Origin of the sequence: Bacillus sp. SORGH_AS_0510 (assembly GCF_030818775.1) — a bacterium.
Taxonomy (GTDB): Bacteria; Bacillota; Bacilli; order Bacillales; family Cytobacillaceae; genus Neobacillus.
This window is the reverse complement of the sequence record NZ_JAUTAU010000001.1, coordinates 1,033,350-1,049,531: the sequence shown is the minus strand read 5'-3', so window position 1 is coordinate 1,049,531 and position 16,182 is coordinate 1,033,350. Positions and strand designations below refer to the sequence as shown.

The 16,182-nt window shown below is 41.3% G+C and carries 12 protein-coding genes; 8 read left to right on the top strand and 4 right to left on the bottom strand.

The genetic code is table 11. The features are described 5' to 3' along the window. Nucleotides 1-309 precede the first annotated feature (309 nt). From QE429_RS05520 to QE429_RS05505, 4 genes are all read right to left on the bottom strand, one after another. A complete protein-coding gene (locus tag QE429_RS05520) occupies nucleotides 310-2,292 on the bottom strand; it encodes a S9 family peptidase (RefSeq protein ID WP_307284944.1) in 1,983 nt (660 codons plus the stop codon). A 199-nt stretch (nucleotides 2,293-2,491) separates the two neighbouring features. Then, nucleotides 2,492-4,444 carry a midas domain-containing protein gene (locus QE429_RS05515; protein WP_307284941.1) on the bottom strand — a complete coding sequence of 651 codons (1,953 nt, stop codon included), beginning with the start codon at nucleotides 4,442-4,444 and terminating at the stop codon, nucleotides 2,492-2,494. 39 nt (nucleotides 4,445-4,483) lie between these two features. Further along, entirely contained in the window at nucleotides 4,484-5,380 is an 897-nt protein-coding gene (locus QE429_RS05510; RefSeq protein WP_307284939.1) for a hypothetical protein, read from the bottom strand. A gap of 1,361 nt (nucleotides 5,381-6,741) precedes the next feature. Further along, a complete protein-coding gene (locus tag QE429_RS05505; RefSeq protein ID WP_307284936.1) occupies nucleotides 6,742-8,013 on the bottom strand; it encodes an MFS transporter in 1,272 nt (423 codons plus the stop codon). 140 nt (nucleotides 8,014-8,153) lie between these two features. Between QE429_RS05505 and QE429_RS05500 the strand changes: the two genes are divergently transcribed. From QE429_RS05500 to QE429_RS05465, 8 genes are all read left to right on the top strand, one after another. Further along, entirely contained in the window at nucleotides 8,154-8,846 is a 693-nt protein-coding gene (locus tag QE429_RS05500) for a response regulator transcription factor (RefSeq protein WP_307284934.1), read from the top strand. Continuing rightward, nucleotides 8,843-9,841: a sensor histidine kinase gene (locus QE429_RS05495; RefSeq protein WP_307284930.1), complete on the top strand. Its 999-nt coding sequence runs from the start codon at nucleotides 8,843-8,845 to the stop codon at nucleotides 9,839-9,841. The genes QE429_RS05500 and QE429_RS05495 overlap by 4 nt, the downstream gene beginning before the upstream one ends. Before the next feature lie 350 nt (nucleotides 9,842-10,191). After that, on the top strand, nucleotides 10,192-10,953 hold the full coding sequence (locus QE429_RS05490; protein ID WP_307284928.1) for an ABC transporter ATP-binding protein: 762 nt from the start codon (nucleotides 10,192-10,194) through the stop codon (nucleotides 10,951-10,953). After that, on the top strand, nucleotides 10,943-12,889 hold the full coding sequence (locus QE429_RS05485; RefSeq protein WP_307284925.1) for an FtsX-like permease family protein: 1,947 nt from the start codon (nucleotides 10,943-10,945) through the stop codon (nucleotides 12,887-12,889). The genes QE429_RS05490 and QE429_RS05485 overlap by 11 nt, the downstream gene beginning before the upstream one ends. A gap of 450 nt (nucleotides 12,890-13,339) precedes the next feature. Then, entirely contained in the window at nucleotides 13,340-13,846 is a 507-nt protein-coding gene (locus tag QE429_RS05480; protein WP_307284924.1) for an Lrp/AsnC family transcriptional regulator, read from the top strand. Beyond that, on the top strand, nucleotides 13,843-15,057 hold the full coding sequence (locus QE429_RS05475) for an aminotransferase (RefSeq protein ID WP_307284922.1): 1,215 nt from the start codon (nucleotides 13,843-13,845) through the stop codon (nucleotides 15,055-15,057). The genes QE429_RS05480 and QE429_RS05475 overlap by 4 nt, the downstream gene beginning before the upstream one ends. A 146-nt stretch (nucleotides 15,058-15,203) precedes the next feature. Next, a complete protein-coding gene (locus QE429_RS05470) occupies nucleotides 15,204-15,698 on the top strand; it encodes a glutathione peroxidase (protein WP_307290729.1) in 495 nt (164 codons plus the stop codon). Between the two features lie 29 nt (nucleotides 15,699-15,727). After that, entirely contained in the window at nucleotides 15,728-16,165 is a 438-nt protein-coding gene (locus tag QE429_RS05465; protein WP_307284921.1) for a MarR family winged helix-turn-helix transcriptional regulator, read from the top strand. Nucleotides 16,166-16,182 lie beyond the last annotated feature (17 nt).

The window sequence follows — 16,182 nt, the reverse complement described above, 5'->3', positions numbered from 1 at the left end:
TATTCCTATTTAATCGTAAATGACAGATTGTTCACTTTCAAGGAATTTTTTCCATAACGACAAAAGACTTTCAAATATTTTCCATTCGCAAATTAACAATTAATTTACAATTTACATATACAAACTCAATATACGGGCTATATAATTAGTCATGTAATCAATCGATTCCTGAAGGAGTGGTTGTTCATGCTAGATATGTTGATAAGAATAATGATTTTAACTTCCTTTTGTACAATTCTCGCACCTTAAGTCTTTTCTTATAAAATAAGAGCCGTAATCTCATGGATTACGGCTTTTTTGTGTTCAATATTAGAGATTTTCCTCAAACCATCCTAGGATATAATCCAACCTGCTTTTTCTGAGGCTTGGCTTGCCGCTTCTTGAAAGCTCGTGGTTTTCTTCTGGAAAACGAACGAATTTCGTTTTCTTGCCTAATCTTTTTAAGGCGATAAATAGCTGTTCAGCCTGCTCAATTGGGCAGCGGAAATCCTTTTCACTATGCAAAATTAACAGTGGGGTTTCTACTTTTTCAACATAAGCAAGCGGAGAATGCTTCCACAGCTTTTGAATATCGCGGAAATCACCGTCGATTTGCCACTCCGTGAAATAATAGCCGATATCGCTGACTCCATAAAAACTAATCCAGTTCGAGATGGATCGCTGAGTTACCGCAGCTTTAAATCGATTCGTATGGCCAACAATCCAATTCGTCATAAAACCGCCGTAGCTTCCGCCGGTAACACCGAGACGTTTCTCATCAATAAAATCATAGGTTTCCAACACATAATCCACAGCACTCATGAGATCCTGATAGTCGTTGCCGCCATAATCACCCCGAACGGCATCGACGAATGCTTGCCCATATCCGTGCCCACCTCTTGGATTCACATATAGTACCGCATAGCCTTTTGCAGCTAATATCTGAAACTCATTCATATAGGTATTCCCGTACATCATATGAGGTCCACCATGAATTTCAAGTAATAGCGGGTATTTCTTTCCTTTTTCAAAACCAACCGGCTTCATCAGCCAGCCATGTACCTTCCAACCATTTGCTCCTTCAAATTCAATGGCCTCAGGCTGGGACAAGGTCGTTTCTGTTAAAAATGAACCGTTCACCTGTGTGCGCTTTTCAAGGGCGGCTTCCCCTGAAAGGCTGAACAAGTAAAGGTCCCCGATATCTGTTGGCTGACTAATCGCAGCTAATGCTTTCTGCGATTCCGAGTGAATCGCATACCCATAAACATGGTGCTCACCCTTGAGAATAGGTTGAATGTCACCATTTATATCGCTGAAATAGAGATTGATATTCCCTTTTTCGGCCCCGACGAAATAGAACCCTTTGCTATCACTTTTCCACTGCAATCCTGGAGAGGAAGCCCCTTGATGGAAGTCTCCCACCATATAGTCACCCACTGGTACATCCCAGTTCGTAGTGACACACTTCAGTTCTCTACTTTGGAAAGTATACATCCAGATTTTTGTATGCGTGGCATTCTCAAATTCCCTTTCATGCCCTAACATTCCAAGATACTTCCCATCTGGTGACCAAGCAGCACTGCCAAAATAGCCGGTGGAATCAGTTACTTTTGTTAATTCTTTTGTGGCGACATCTAATAGAAACACATCATAAATAAACGATGCATCTGAATCCTCTGATAAATCTGCTCCAACCGCAAGATACTTCCCGTCAGGTGACCAGCTGTAGAGTGACACATCATGCTCGCATTCGGTGAGTTGCGCTAATTCTCCAGTTTTTACATTGGCTAATACAACTTGTTGGAAGGTTCCCTGCCAAAAGCCGCTGGCATCTGATTTATAGCGCATTTTCGTCACTTCTAGCGGTACTGGTTTCTCTTGCTTTTTCTCTTCATTTTTATCAAAAATGGTTTGCTCTGGTTTCATGGAAGTAGTAAAAGCGATTTGACATCCATCTGGCGACCATACAGGATTGCTCGCCCCACTTGGAAGAAAAGTTAGTTGGCGCGCCTCTCCCCCGTTTGCACTTAGTATATGGATTTGATTCTTCCCGCTTCGGTTGGAGACAAACGCAAGCTCACTTCCATCTGGGGACCAACGCGGTGAATGATTTTTCCCTTTTCCATATGTCCATTGAATGGGTTGGCCATCTGGCTCAACTGTTTGGTAAAAAATATGTGACTCATATTCATCCGTTTCTTGATCGATGGTTGTTTGCACATATACGAACGATTGTCCATCCGGAGAAAATTGTGGATTTACCACAGATTTCAATTCATATAAATCCTTTGATTCGACTTTTCTACCTGCCATCTCGCTGCCCCCAATTATATTAATCTTCACCTCTATTTATTTCGACAATAGAAATATATTTTCCTTCTGGTTTGAAAGCGTAATGTGTATGGAAATACAAAAAAACCGAGGAAAAATTCCCTCGGTTTTTCTTCTAGCTAGCTAATTCTTTTGTAGCGGCTTGAACGGTTGCTTCGTTGTCAGCTACAATGTTGAATTTTTACCATTTCAACATTAGCATTTGCATCAACTTTTTCACAAATAAAACAAAAGAATTGACTGTAGCTTCTAGTTTTGCATCTTTAATAGTTTCAGATGGACTAACTACTTTTGTTGCTTCTTCAGTTGTTTTGTCTGCTTCAACTGTTGCTGTTTCTTCTGTTGCATTGTCTGCTTCAACTGTTGCAGCATCTTCTGATGTTTTGTCTGCTTCTACTGTTGCAGTATCTTCTGTTGTACCTTCTGTTTCCACAGCTGTTGCTTCTTCAGCGGGTTGGTCAGTTTGCACTTCAGTTGTTTCATCTGCTACAACGTCAGTAGTTTCTTCAGCCGGCTGTTCAGTTACAACATCTGTTGACTCTTCTTCTGAACCAGCTAATACTGCAGAGTTTGGTGCTGCATGTAGTTTTGCTGTTTCACTTGCATGTACACTTGCTTGAGACTTTGCTTTGTTAGCTGCAGATGGGTTTACTTTTTCAGTAGTTTCTTCAGCTTTTTCTTGTTCAGTTGCATCGTCAGTTACTACGTCCGTTGCTTCTACTGTTGTATCGTCTGCTTCAACTGTTGCTGTTTCTTCAGGTGTACCTTCAGCTTCTACTGTTGCAGTATCTTCTGTTGTACCTTCTGTTTCCACAGCTGTTGCTTCTTCAGCGGGTTGGTCAGTTTGCACTTCAGTTGTTTCATCTGCTACAACGTCAGTAGTTTCTTCAGCCGGCTGTTCAGTTACAACATCAGTTGACTCTTCTTCTGAACCAGCTAATACTGCAGAGTTTGGTGCTGCATGTAATTTTGCTGTTTCACTTGCATGTGCACTTGCTTGAGACTTTGCTTTGTTAGCTGCAGATGCGTTTACTTTTTCAGTAGTTTCTTCAGCTTTTTCTTGTTCAGTTGCATCGTCAGTTACTACGTCTGTTGCTTCTTCAGTCGCATCGTCAGTTACTACGTCTGTTGCTTCTTCAGTTGCATCGTCTGCTACTACTTCTGTTGCTTCTTCAGTCGCATCGTCAGTTACAACGTTTGTTGCTTCTTCAGTTGCATCATCTGCTACTACTTCTGTTGCTTCTTCAGTTGCATCGTCTGCTACTACGTCTGTAGTTTCTTCAGCAGGCTGTTCAGTTACAACATCAGTTGCTTTTTCTGAACCAGCTAATACTGCAGAGTTTGGTGCTGCATGTAATTTTGCTGTTTCACTTGCATGTGCACTTGCTTTAGACTTTGCTTTGTTAGCTGCAGATGGATTTACTTTTTCAGCATCATCTTCATCTTCTAAAACAGCCTGTGCATTTTCTTCGTCATTTGACTTAACAATAACATGCGTTTCTTTTAGCATTCTCTCAGACTTAGATTTCTCATCTTCATCTTCTTTTTCTTCCGTCTTTACTGCTTTATCTGCATCAAGATCGGCATCTTTTTCATCTTCTTTAACTGCTTCTTCTTTTTCTTCATCCTTCACCGCAACATCGTCTTTTTCAACTTGCGCTGGTTCAGTCATTTTAGCTTCCGTTGTTTCAACTGGTTCAGTCGTTACAGCTGGCTCAGTTGATACTTCTGTTTGTACCGGAGTAGCTTCTTCTGTAGCAGGTTGTTGAACTGGAGTCTCTTCAGTTGCCTCTACTTTAGGCTGTTCAACTTTACCGTGCACAGCTGAATTTGGTGCAGCATGCATCTTCGCTGTTTCACTTGCGTGGATACTTGCTTGTGACTTGCTAGCCTTGCCTACCTGAGCCTTAACAGAAGCCTTTACTTCTAATTTCGGCTGTACCCTAACTGCCGCATGGCCATTTCCGTTCATCTTGATACTATTTCCATTGTTCACGTGAACACTTTGCCCAGCATTACCATTTCCATGCCCTGCTGCTTCAGTAAAATGTCCTCCAGCAAAAACTCCAAAAGATACTGCTCCAGCTAATACAAGAGATTTAAAGACTTTATTGTAATTTAGGTAATGTTTCATTTTTTATTTCGCTCCTTTTATTATGTGTTCCGTTGGCTTTTAGCTGCGGGTAACCGTTTCTAATAAAGGAGCTTTCTGCGGTGGTGGTGAAGGTGGAGCATTTTCCCATTGATGAATCATCCATGCAATCCGTGAATGGAAAGGATGAACAAGCTGGACGTCATAAAGATCATTCCAGTCAAACCATTTATCCATCATTCCCAACGAACCTACTCCCAGATTGCCTCGATCATTGGAAGTCCCGCCTGAACTATTCGTTCGTTGGCTGGCACTTAATGATTGGCTGATTGTTGGAATTTCTTCCTTACTTTCTGGGATAGGTCCCTGCTTTTGCGGTTCCTTCACAGGGGTTTCAAAACTGCTTTCCTTTTTGGATAGCGATACATACGAACTCTTTTGTTGAGAATCTAACGTGTTCACTCTCTTTATATGAGTTTTAACCGCTCCCTCTTTATGTAAGGAATTAACATCAGGCTTTTTAACAACCTTTTCAGAAGCTGTTTGTTCCTCGAGTACTACTTGTTTCTTTTCCTGTTGTGCTGTGCCTTTTCCATTCCCGCGAGTATATGTGCTGACCTCCGGTTTTTTTGTCGGAAGTTCCACTTTTACTTTTGCCTGACTCGGCAAATCGGTTGGTTTGTGTACAGCAGCCTGTTGAGGAATACTATTGTATGCCTGCTGTTTCGATTTCCCCTGATTGGATTGTGCATTGTTTGGGACCACAATCGATTTTTCTTGGGATTTTGCGCTCTCTGCTTTTACCGGAATATTTGCTTTTTCTGCATGATCAGATTTAACTGAAGATTGACTTTGAACGAACCCTTTTGATGAGTGTTGCTGACCATTTGAGTCGTTTTGTTCAGCAAATGCCTGACCTGGTAAAAACATCGCTGCTCCGACCATCAATCCCGTAATAAGAAAATGGCGGATGTGCAAGATTTCACCCCCTTTCAACGAATCGTACTTTCATGGAGAACATTCGAGGTAAAAAAATAGTTTTTGACCGTTTTCGGCACGATTCGCAAGAAACACATCTTTTCACCTAAAACCAGATGAATCAAAATGCCCTTATTATTGGAAATTCTTTAAAAACAGATCCTATTCTTGGGAGTAGTTGAAATAGCTCTGTCGAAAAAAAGTGATCCGCTTACTGTCAGGATTTTCATCTATTTTTGATGTTTATGTGCTATTTTTGAAGGGAATATATCCATTAGGGTAAGCTACATATTGCACTACAGTAAAAAACTGAACCGAATAGTTAAAAACCCAACATTATGACCATACTGATGAAAGCAATGATTCGTTTGTCAACTTTCAGGTAGGAGTGGATTTCATGGAAGAAAAGGGGAATTTTTTCGCGGGGTTGTTGTGGGGGACAACGTTAAGTGTCCCACTGTGGATTGCTTTTCTCGGATGGATAAAAATAGTCATTGGTTTTTTCTATAATTAAACCTTACTAAAGATGCGGCCGGACCCATGTGTGTGGGATTCGGCTTCTTTTATATCTACCTATGTACGTATGCAACTAGATACGTCTATTTTTTGCTTCTTCTTGCCGAAAAAAATAGATCTTGAACCGGACTACTTCTACTTTTTGCTGCTTCTTGCTTATAAAAGTAGATCTAGACACTGGCTACTTCTACTTTTTACTGGTTCTTGCTCATTAAAGTAGATCTAGAACCTGGCTACTTCTACTTTTTGCTGCTTCTTGCTCAAAAAGTAGATCTAGACACTGGCTACTTCTACTTTTTACTGGTTCTTGCTCTTAAAAGTAGATCTAGACACTGGCTACTTCTACTTTTTACTGGTTCTTGCTCTTAAAAGTAGATCTAGACACTGGCTACTTCTACTTTTTACTGGTTCTTGCTCTTAAAAGTAGATCTAGACACTGGCTACTTCTACTTTTTACTGGTTCTTGCTCTTAAAAGTAGATCTAGACACTGGCTACTTCTACTTTTTACTGGTTCTTGCTCTTAAAAGTAGATCTAGACACTGGCTACTTCTACTTTTTGCTGGTTCTTGCTCTTAAAAGTAGATCTAGACACTGGCTACTTCTACTTTTTGTGCTTCTTGCTCTTAAAAGTAGATCTAGAACCTGGCATCTTCTATTTTTTCTGCCACTTGCTCAAAAAAGTAGATCTACATCCTGGCATCTTCTATTTTTTGCTCCTCTTTCTATACAGATAAAAGTAAATATAATCATTTCTACTAATACCCTCATTTTCTTTTTCTTGAATACAAAAAAGCAGTGTAATTCTAATAATAGAATCACACTGCTTCGCATTCCGCTCCGCGCCCTATACGACGGCTTGCCGCCGCTGTTTGGCTTCCCGACGCTGTTCCTTGATCATCACTCCGCCAATCAAACCAATCAGCGAAAAGATAACCGGAATGATAAATCCATAGTGATAGCCGACGTTCACCGGCGAAGAGTGGAAATGGTCGAGTACCTTCCCGAAAATCCCTGGTAATAGGACGGCGCTTAGAAAACCACCGGTATTGGCTACTCCTGACACGACACCAACAACCTTGATATCAAATGATTTCCGTACGACAGCAAACGTCAGCGCACTTGCTCCATTTCCGTAGCCGATGACGAAAAAGATTAGAACTAGCATCGGATAGGAAGGCTTCCCGTTCAATACTAAAAACGAAATCCAACTGATCAAGACAAGTAAATGCACTACAATATACGGACGTTTAATCGAATCGACTCGGCTTGAGATCCAGCTAGTCAGAGGTGCACCCAAAAGAGCTCCGACCAATCCAATCATAATCAGCTGACTAGAACCAGAACGCGACATGCCATACACATGCATTCCATATGGTACGGCCCACGAGCCGATAAATCCGACATACGTACCCACCACGCCAAAGTGACAAAGGAAAGTAGCCCATGCCTGTCGGTCCGAAAAGATTCGACGCAGTAAAACTAGTGTTTTTTCCCGTTCCTTCTTTGGTTTGACAACTTTTTTATCTTCATTCTTAAATAACTGCTTTGGTTTTCTAACTAATACATAATACAAAAGAAGCCCTGCTAAAACTAACACAACACCCGTTGTGAAAAACGGTGTTCGCCAGCCTGCTTCAGCGATCCAGGCGGAGTAGGGTACAGTTGCCAATAGGAATCCCAAACTGCCTGTCATTCCCGCAAACCCAAGCAAACGGACAAATTCGTTCACCTTAAACCATTGACTTAAAATCAACACCAAATTGACCCAAATAGTTGCATCCCCAATCCCCGCTAAAAAGCGAGCAAATAAAAGGGCATATTCATTCGGCGCCACACTGTAAATGAGTGTTCCGATTCCATTTAGAAGTGCCCCGATTACGAGGAAAAAGTTCGGCCCAAAACGGTCAGACAGGATTCCAATCGGAATCTGCAGCCCCGCATAGGCAAAAAATTGTATACTTGTTAATAATCCGATGGTAGATGCGGTTAGGCTGAAATCCTTCATTAGTTGATCGGAAATCAATCCCGGGGCTGTTCGCTGGCTCACAATAAGACCATACGCAAATAACACTGTGGCAAACACAACCCATCTGTACCTGCTATTCTGTTTTTCCAATACTCTCGTCTCCCGTTTTTGCGATATTCAACCTATTATACACTAATTTTTCCAAAATATCGGTTTAAGTGATTCCTCTAGCATACAGGAAAATTTTGCTATACAATCGTACTATGAGTAACTGAAGTGTGGTGAGTGAAATGTTTAAACTTTTACTAATAGAAGATGATACAACGCTATTTCATGAAATAAAGGAACGGTTAATCGACTGGTCTTACGATGTGGTGGGGATATCGGATTTCAGCAAAGTTCTTCAGGAATTTACCGAACAGAAACCGGACTTAGTCATTATCGATATCCAATTGCCGAAATTCGATGGGTTTCATTGGTGCCGAATGATTCGTTCCCATTCCAACGTGCCCATTCTGTTTCTATCCTCGCGCGACCATCCCACCGATATGGTGATGTCGATGCAGCTGGGGGCGGATGATTTTATTCAAAAACCATTTCATTTTGAGGTCCTGATTGCGAAAATACAGGCGATTCTTCGTCGTGTCTATAATTACAATTCAGAACAAACGGAGCTGAAAACATGGTGCGGGGCCACTATCGATTATCCGCGCAATACCGTCAGCCATGATGCCGGAACCGTTGAACTGACCAAGAATGAGATTTTTATCTTGAAGCTCTTAATTGAGCATAAAAACAAAATAGTCACACGGGAAGATTTAATTAAAAGCCTATGGGACGACGAGCGGTTTGTGAGCGACAACACGTTAACCGTTAACGTTAATCGCTTGCGTAAAAAACTAGATGAGCTGGGCCTAGGACAGTATATCGAAACAAAGGTCGGCCAAGGATACATAGCGATTGAAGAGGAAAGGTTTTTATGATAAAGCAATTCTTTATAGAACGTCGCAGCTGGATTGCCCTTTTTATTGGTATCCAAGGGCTTTTCCTATTTATTGCTTCGATTGATTCTGCCATTCCGTTTACACCTATCCTTTATATGGTGTTTTTATCGGGGATCATCTTTATCCTATTCTTGATCCTTCGTTACCATAGAGAGACGAAGTTTTTTAAAAGTTTGGTGGAATGGGAGAATGACTTAGATTTATCGACTTCGGCTGACAGCCCTTTTGAAAAAATAATGCAACAAACTCTAACGAACCAAACCAGGCGTTTGAAGCGGGAGGCCTCACACAACTTGGTGACTTTAGAAGATGAAAAAGATGATCTCCTTGCCTGGATTCATGAAGTGAAGACTCCGTTAACTGCGATGTATTTAATGCTGGAACACATGAATGACGAACCAGTAAAAACAAAACTAACCTATGAGTGGCTGCGTATTCATCATCTGTTAGACCAACAGTTGCACCAAAGACGCATTCCTTTTATGGAAAACGATTTGTATATCGAGCAAACCGACTTAAAATCGATTATTTTTACAGAGATTCGCGGGTTACAATCCTGGTGTATGCAAAAAGGGATTGGCTTTGACGTTGATTTACAGGTCCCTTCTGTTCTAAGTGACAGTAAATGGCTTGCTTTTATCATAAGACAGCTGTTAACGAATGCGGTGAAATACAGCGAGGCTTCCGATATTGTCATCACGAGTTGCGAAAAAATGGGACAGACCATTCTCGAAATTCAGGACTTTGGCCGCGGGATTGACCCAAAAGATCTACCGCGCATATTTGAAAAAGGCTTTACCTCTACAATCAATCATCATGATAACAAAGCGACAGGCATGGGACTTTATCTCGCTAAAAAAGCGGCAAAACCCCTGCTGATCACGATGGAGGTCCAGTCCACACTAGGAAAAGGAACCACCTTTACCTTACGTTTTCCAAAAAGAAACGACTTCAACAACATCATCGGCATGTGACAACATTGTCACATGCTTCTCTTATTTTGTTAGACCAATCGAAGGATGAGAACAGCCTTTCCTTTTATAATTAGGGTATGTTAAAGCTTTAGTGTAAATTTGGCATCCTGTTGATTGGAGTGGAAGGCACGAAGATCCTCGAAAATGCTATCGCATTTCCTTCGTGCGGTGTTGATTCGATGAAGCAAATTCAATGTCCTGTGGGAGTATGGTTCAGGGGAGACCCCGCAGGCGCGTTTCGCCGAGGAGACTCGCCGAAACACCCACGAACCGCTCGTGCCTGAAACGGAAATCAACATACTTGTTAAAAGACTTAAATAAAGCTATCGAATAAAGGAGTGTGGATCGGAATGACTATTCTACAAGCAAGCAAAATTCATAAAAGCTACGGCAATAAATTTAATAAACAAGAAGTCCTAAAAGGCATCAATCTAACTATTGAAAAAGGCGAATTCGTAAGCATCATGGGGGCCTCTGGCTCAGGAAAAACCACCCTGCTCAATGTTCTTTCTTCCATTGACCAGGTGAGCCAAGGATCCATTCAAATCGAAGGAAAAGAAATGACAAATATGAAGGAAAAACAACTGGCAGAGTTCCGCAAGCATCATCTAGGGTTTATTTTTCAAGAATATAACCTGCTTGATACGCTGACAGTCAAAGAAAACATCCTGTTACCCCTGTCGATTGCCAAAGTGTCCAAACAAGAAGCAGACGCCAAATTCAAGGAAGTGGCAGACGAGCTGGGAATATATGAACTAAAGGATAAGTACCCGAATGAAATTTCCGGAGGACAAAAACAACGGACCTCTGCCGCTCGTGCGTTCATCCACGAACCAAGCATTATTTTTGCAGACGAACCAACCGGTGCCTTGGATTCCAAATCTGCCTCTGATTTATTAAACAAACTCAGTCAATTAAACCAAAGACGCCAAGCCACGATTGTGATGGTCACCCATGATCCTGTGGCGGCCAGCTATTGCGGCAGAGTAATTTTTATAAAAGACGGTCAGATGTATACGCAGTTGAATAAAGGTGATCAAACGCGCCAGGCGTTCTTTCAAGATATCATGAAGACCCAAGGGGTTTTAGGCGGGGTGCAATATGAGCATTAATCACCTCATCCTTCGAAACCTTAAGAAAAATCTAAAAAACTATTTTCTTTATGTGTTTGCGCTAATCTTTAGCGTCGCTCTGTATTTCTCATTTGTCACACTGCAATATGACCCTGCATTAGATTCAACGAAAGGAACGATCAAAGGAGCGGCAGCGATTCGAGCGGGCTCCATCCTGCTTGTGGGGATTGTGAGCATCTTTGTTTTATATGCCAACAATATTTTTCTAAAACGGCGAAGCAAGGAAATTGGTTTGTTTCAATTAATTGGGATGACCAAGAACAGGATTTTTCGCATTGTCAGTGCTGAGAACTTTATTCTTTACTTTGGTTCACTCATTGTCGGGATCTTTATTGGTTTCTCGGTTTCCAAATTAATCATTATGATTTTATTTAAAATTACGAAGGTAGATGCGATTGCGACCCTTCACTTTTCCAGCCAGGCATTGACTCAATCCCTTATTGTGTTTGGGGTGATTTATCTGTTCATCCTGCTGATGAATTTTGTCTTCATTAAAAGACAAACGATTTTAGCCTTATTTAGGGTCCTTTCATCGACAGAAGGCAAAGCGAAAAAGCTATCTATATTGGAAATGATTTTGGGGACAGTTGGAATCCTCTTGATTGGGTTCGGTTATTATCTATCGTCGAAGTTGTTTTCCGGCGATTTCACCGAGATGATGGAGCTATTCATGGCGATGACAGGAATTTTGGCATCGGTCATTATCGGGACGTACCTGTTTTACAAAGGGACTGTTAGTTTCCTTTTTCATCTCATTCGGAAAAAGAAAGACGGCTACCTTAAGATTTACGAGGTGCTTTCCCTTTCGTCGATCATGTTTCGGATGAAATCGAACGCTCTTTTGTTAACCATCATTACGACTGTTTCCGCCCTTGCCATTGCCCTGTTGTGTCTAAGTTATATCTCCTACTATTCAGCGGAAAAAACAGCAAAAGATCAAGTAGCATCAGATTTTGCTTTTACCGATACAGATGCAGCGGCACAATTTAAGGACGCACTTGAAGCAAAGAATATGAAGGTTAGTGAGAAGAAGATTGATGTTATCCAAATCAACGCCAACTTAAAATCAATCATGAATTCCAACCTTGAAGGAATGAAACTGGATCCAAAGAGCATGTCAATTTCAGTCATTAGCGATCAAGAGGTCGCGGGGCTGGATGTTGGGCCAAAGGATACCGTCTTTACGGGCTATAACGATTTACTGAAAAAATTTATGCCTTTGAAGGACTCAGGAAAAATCGAGCTAAAAGGAAAAACGGAAGTCATTCCACAAGACTATTTAGGGTTAAAGGATCTTCACCTCATCTCTTGGTATTACACGAATGGCGGCCAGCCAGTCGCCATTGTGGATGACACTATTTTCGAACAGTTACAAAAAGATGCCGATCCTTCACTACAAAAAGAATCGTCTGTGTTTATTGGATTTACTTTAAAAAACGAAGACCAATTAAAAGAAGCGAACGCCATCTTTAAAGACATGAAATTTACCAAGAATCCGGGCTTTGACTCTCGTCTTGAAATGAGCAACAGTCAGAAACAAACGATGGGACTGATCATGTTTATCGTGGGCTTCTTAGGGTTAACGTTCTTAGTGACATCTGGTTGTATCCTATATTTTAAACAGATGGGGGAAAGTGAAGAAGAACAGCCGCATTATACGATATTAAGAAAACTGGGCTTCACCCAGGGTGACCTGGTCGGCGGAATCACCATGAAGCAATTATTCAGCTTCGGCATCCCGTTAATAATTGGACTCGTTCATAGCTACTTCGCCGTCCAATCCGGCTGGTTCCTGTTCGGAGCAGAACTTTGGACACCGATGATTATTGTCATGGTTCTCTACACCGCTTTTTACTCCATTTTTGGCGTACTCTCCGTGAACTATTATAAAAAGGTGATTAAAGAAGCGTTGTAACATATTATGGGTACCCACAGAACTCCCCAGGTATGATAAAGGTATGGCAGCTATTCAGCCATACCTTCTTTTATTCTATTGAACAACGGTCTTCTACTTCGGTTAGTTTCATTTCCCTTAAGGTAACCTTTGGCAAGTTGACAACTATAACTTCCCTCACTCATCACATATTTTCCAACAATATGAATCTTTCAAATTATATTTATCTTTCCACTAAATGAGCGTGACAACCAACGCAAAAGAGATTAAAATCATCAATAAGTAAGAAAAGCACAGACGCCTTGATCAGCCCCGACAGGCAAATGTTCTTCAGCAAGAAAAGTCCGCACTTTGACTTTTATTGCGGAGGTTATTTGACACGAGGGGCTAGGCGCTGGAGCTGGACAATTCTCAAAGTCGAATTTTATATATTCTTATAGTACGAAAAACGAAAGTGGAGGTGGACCGCACATGCGACTTAGCAGTGAGGAAATTGAAATTCTAAAAATTGTAGAAGAAAACCACAAAATATCAGTGGAAACCATCGCATCGATGGCATTGTGCAGCGAAGAAACAGTGAACCAAACAATCGAAAAGCTAGAACAAGCAAAAATCATAATGAGCTACCCTACCTTAATTGACTGGAGCAAAGTTGAAGGCCAGGAAAATGTTGTCGCAATGATCGATGTGAAGGTCACTCCAAAACGAGGGGTAGGTTTTGATGAGGTTGCCGGCCGCATTTCTCGTTTTCCCGAAGTCTCCTCATTGTACCTTATGTCAGGCGCCTACGACCTTTCGATTACGGTTGAAGGAAAGACTATGAATCAAATTGCCACCTTTGTCTCAGAAAAATTATCGACAATTGAGAACGTCGTTTCCACCACCACCCATTTCATGTTAAAAAAATACAAGCATGATGGCGTGCTATTTAGCAGTGACACTGAGGACAAAGACAGAAGAATGGTGGTTACACCATGAGTCTCGAGTATAATCGCTATCTATCCCAAACGGCTAAAGAGCTGCAGCCTTCTGGGATCCGAAAATTTTTTGACCTTGCCGCAAGCATGGAAGGCGTTATTTCTTTAGGGGTGGGCGAGCCAGACTTCGTCACACCTTGGAGCATACGTGAGGCAGCCATTTTATCTATCGAACAAGGGTTTACCTCCTACACAGCCAATCCAGGATTGCTTGAATTAAGACAGGAGATCACCTCTTATCTTGGCACACGATTTGGGGTGGACTATGATCCAACGAATCAAGTTATAGTAACGATTGGAGCTAGCCAGGCAATCGATCTTGCCTTTCGGGCAATTTTAAACCAAGGAGATGAAGTGCTGATTGTCGAACCAGCCTTCGTCTCGTATGCCCCATTGGTTTCCATCGCTGGTGGAACACCAATCGCTGTGGCTACATCGCCAGTTAATGGATTTAAGGTGACTGCTGCACAAATCGAAGCAGCGATCACTGAAAAAACAAAAGCTATTCTCCTGTGCTCACCTAACAACCCGACAGGCAGTACGCTAACCAAGGATGAGCTTTTGGAAATTGCAAAGGTACTAAAAAAGCATGACCTCCTTGTCGTTTCAGACGAAATCTATGCTGAATTAACCTACGATGAAAGTTTTACTAGCATTGCCTCTATTGAGGGCATGTATGAACGAACCATATTAATCAACGGTTTTTCAAAAGGTTTTGCCATGACTGGATGGAGATTAGGGTTCTTAGCGGCCCCGAAGGAATTTGTCGAGGTCATGCTGAAAATTTTTCAATATACAACTATGTGCGCACCAAATATGCTTCAGCACGGTGCCATTGAAGCATTAAGGAATACCTATCATGAAGTGGAATCGATGCGGAACAGCTATAGGAGAAGAAGAAACTTCGTAGTCCAAGCTTTGAATCAAATGGGCCTCGATTGCCATACTCCTGGCGGTGCCTTTTATGTATTTCCATCAATACGTGCTACAGGCCTTAGCTCCGAGCAATTCGCTGAAGAATTGCTTATGCAGGAAAAAGTTGCGGTGGTTCCCGGTCATGTATTTGGTGAAAGCGGCGAAGGATATATCCGCTGCAGCTATGCTACTTCTATGCCCCAGTTGCAAGAAGCACTCAAACGAATACAGCGATTTATTGAATCCCGCGGGGTGCATCCTAAAATAGACTCTGTAGAATGCCACACACCATCCTGAAGGAACAGCCCAATTCTTATTACATAAGTTTTGGGCTTTTTTATGTAAGTCATCATTCTTGTAAATCTCATTTAAATCGTGTAAGATTAAATCGTTAGCGATTTATCTAAATTAACAAATTGTCAACAATTGAGGAGGAATGAATGATGAAAACCGTTTATAATTTTACAGTCAAGAAGACAAATGGTGAGAACAAATCTTTAAAAGATTACGAGGGAAAACCGCTGCTGATTGTCAATACAGCGAGTAAGTGCGGGTTAACTCCTCAATTTACTGGCCTTCAGGAATTATATGATAAATACAAGGACGATGGACTAGAAATACTGGGCTTCCCATGTGATCAGTTCAACAATCAGGAATTCGATAATATTGAAGAGACCACTCAATTTTGCCAATTAAACTACGGGGTTTCCTTCCCCATTTTTGCCAAAATTGATGTGAACGGCGTCAACGCTGACCCCTTATTCAAGTATTTGAAAGATCAAAAAAAGGGTCTATTAGGTGGCATGATTAAATGGAATTTCACAAAATTCCTGATTGACAGCAATGGCCAGGTGATCGAACGTTATGCCCCAACCACGACACCTGACAAAATTGAAGCAGATGTAGTGAAATTACTATCTACTTCAGCATCACACTAAAAAAGCAATGAAAATAAGGTGAGATCATCATGGAAGACTTCTTAACGTTAGAAAAACAATTATGCTTTTCAGTTTATGAAACAGCTAGTGAATTTAATAAACTTTATACAAGCGTTTTGCAACCATTTGGATTAACCTACCCTCAATACTTAGTTCTATTGGCATTATGGGAAGATGATGGTCTTCTAATGAAAGAATTAGGGGAACGGTTAAACCTAGGTACAGGAACCCTAACGCCAATGATTACTCGGATGGCAGCCAATGGCTGGCTTCGTAAAGAGCGTTCCACCACAGACGAACGAAAAGTTTATATTCATTTAGAAAAGAGAGCCTATGAAGAAAAACAACCGATTACTACAATGGTCGTGAAGGAAATTCAATCCTGTAAAATTGAACTAGACGAATACAAGCAACTCATGGAGCAATTACATGCTTTAACCAACAAATTAAAGGGTCGGAAGGCGTAAATTCGACAGCTATATCC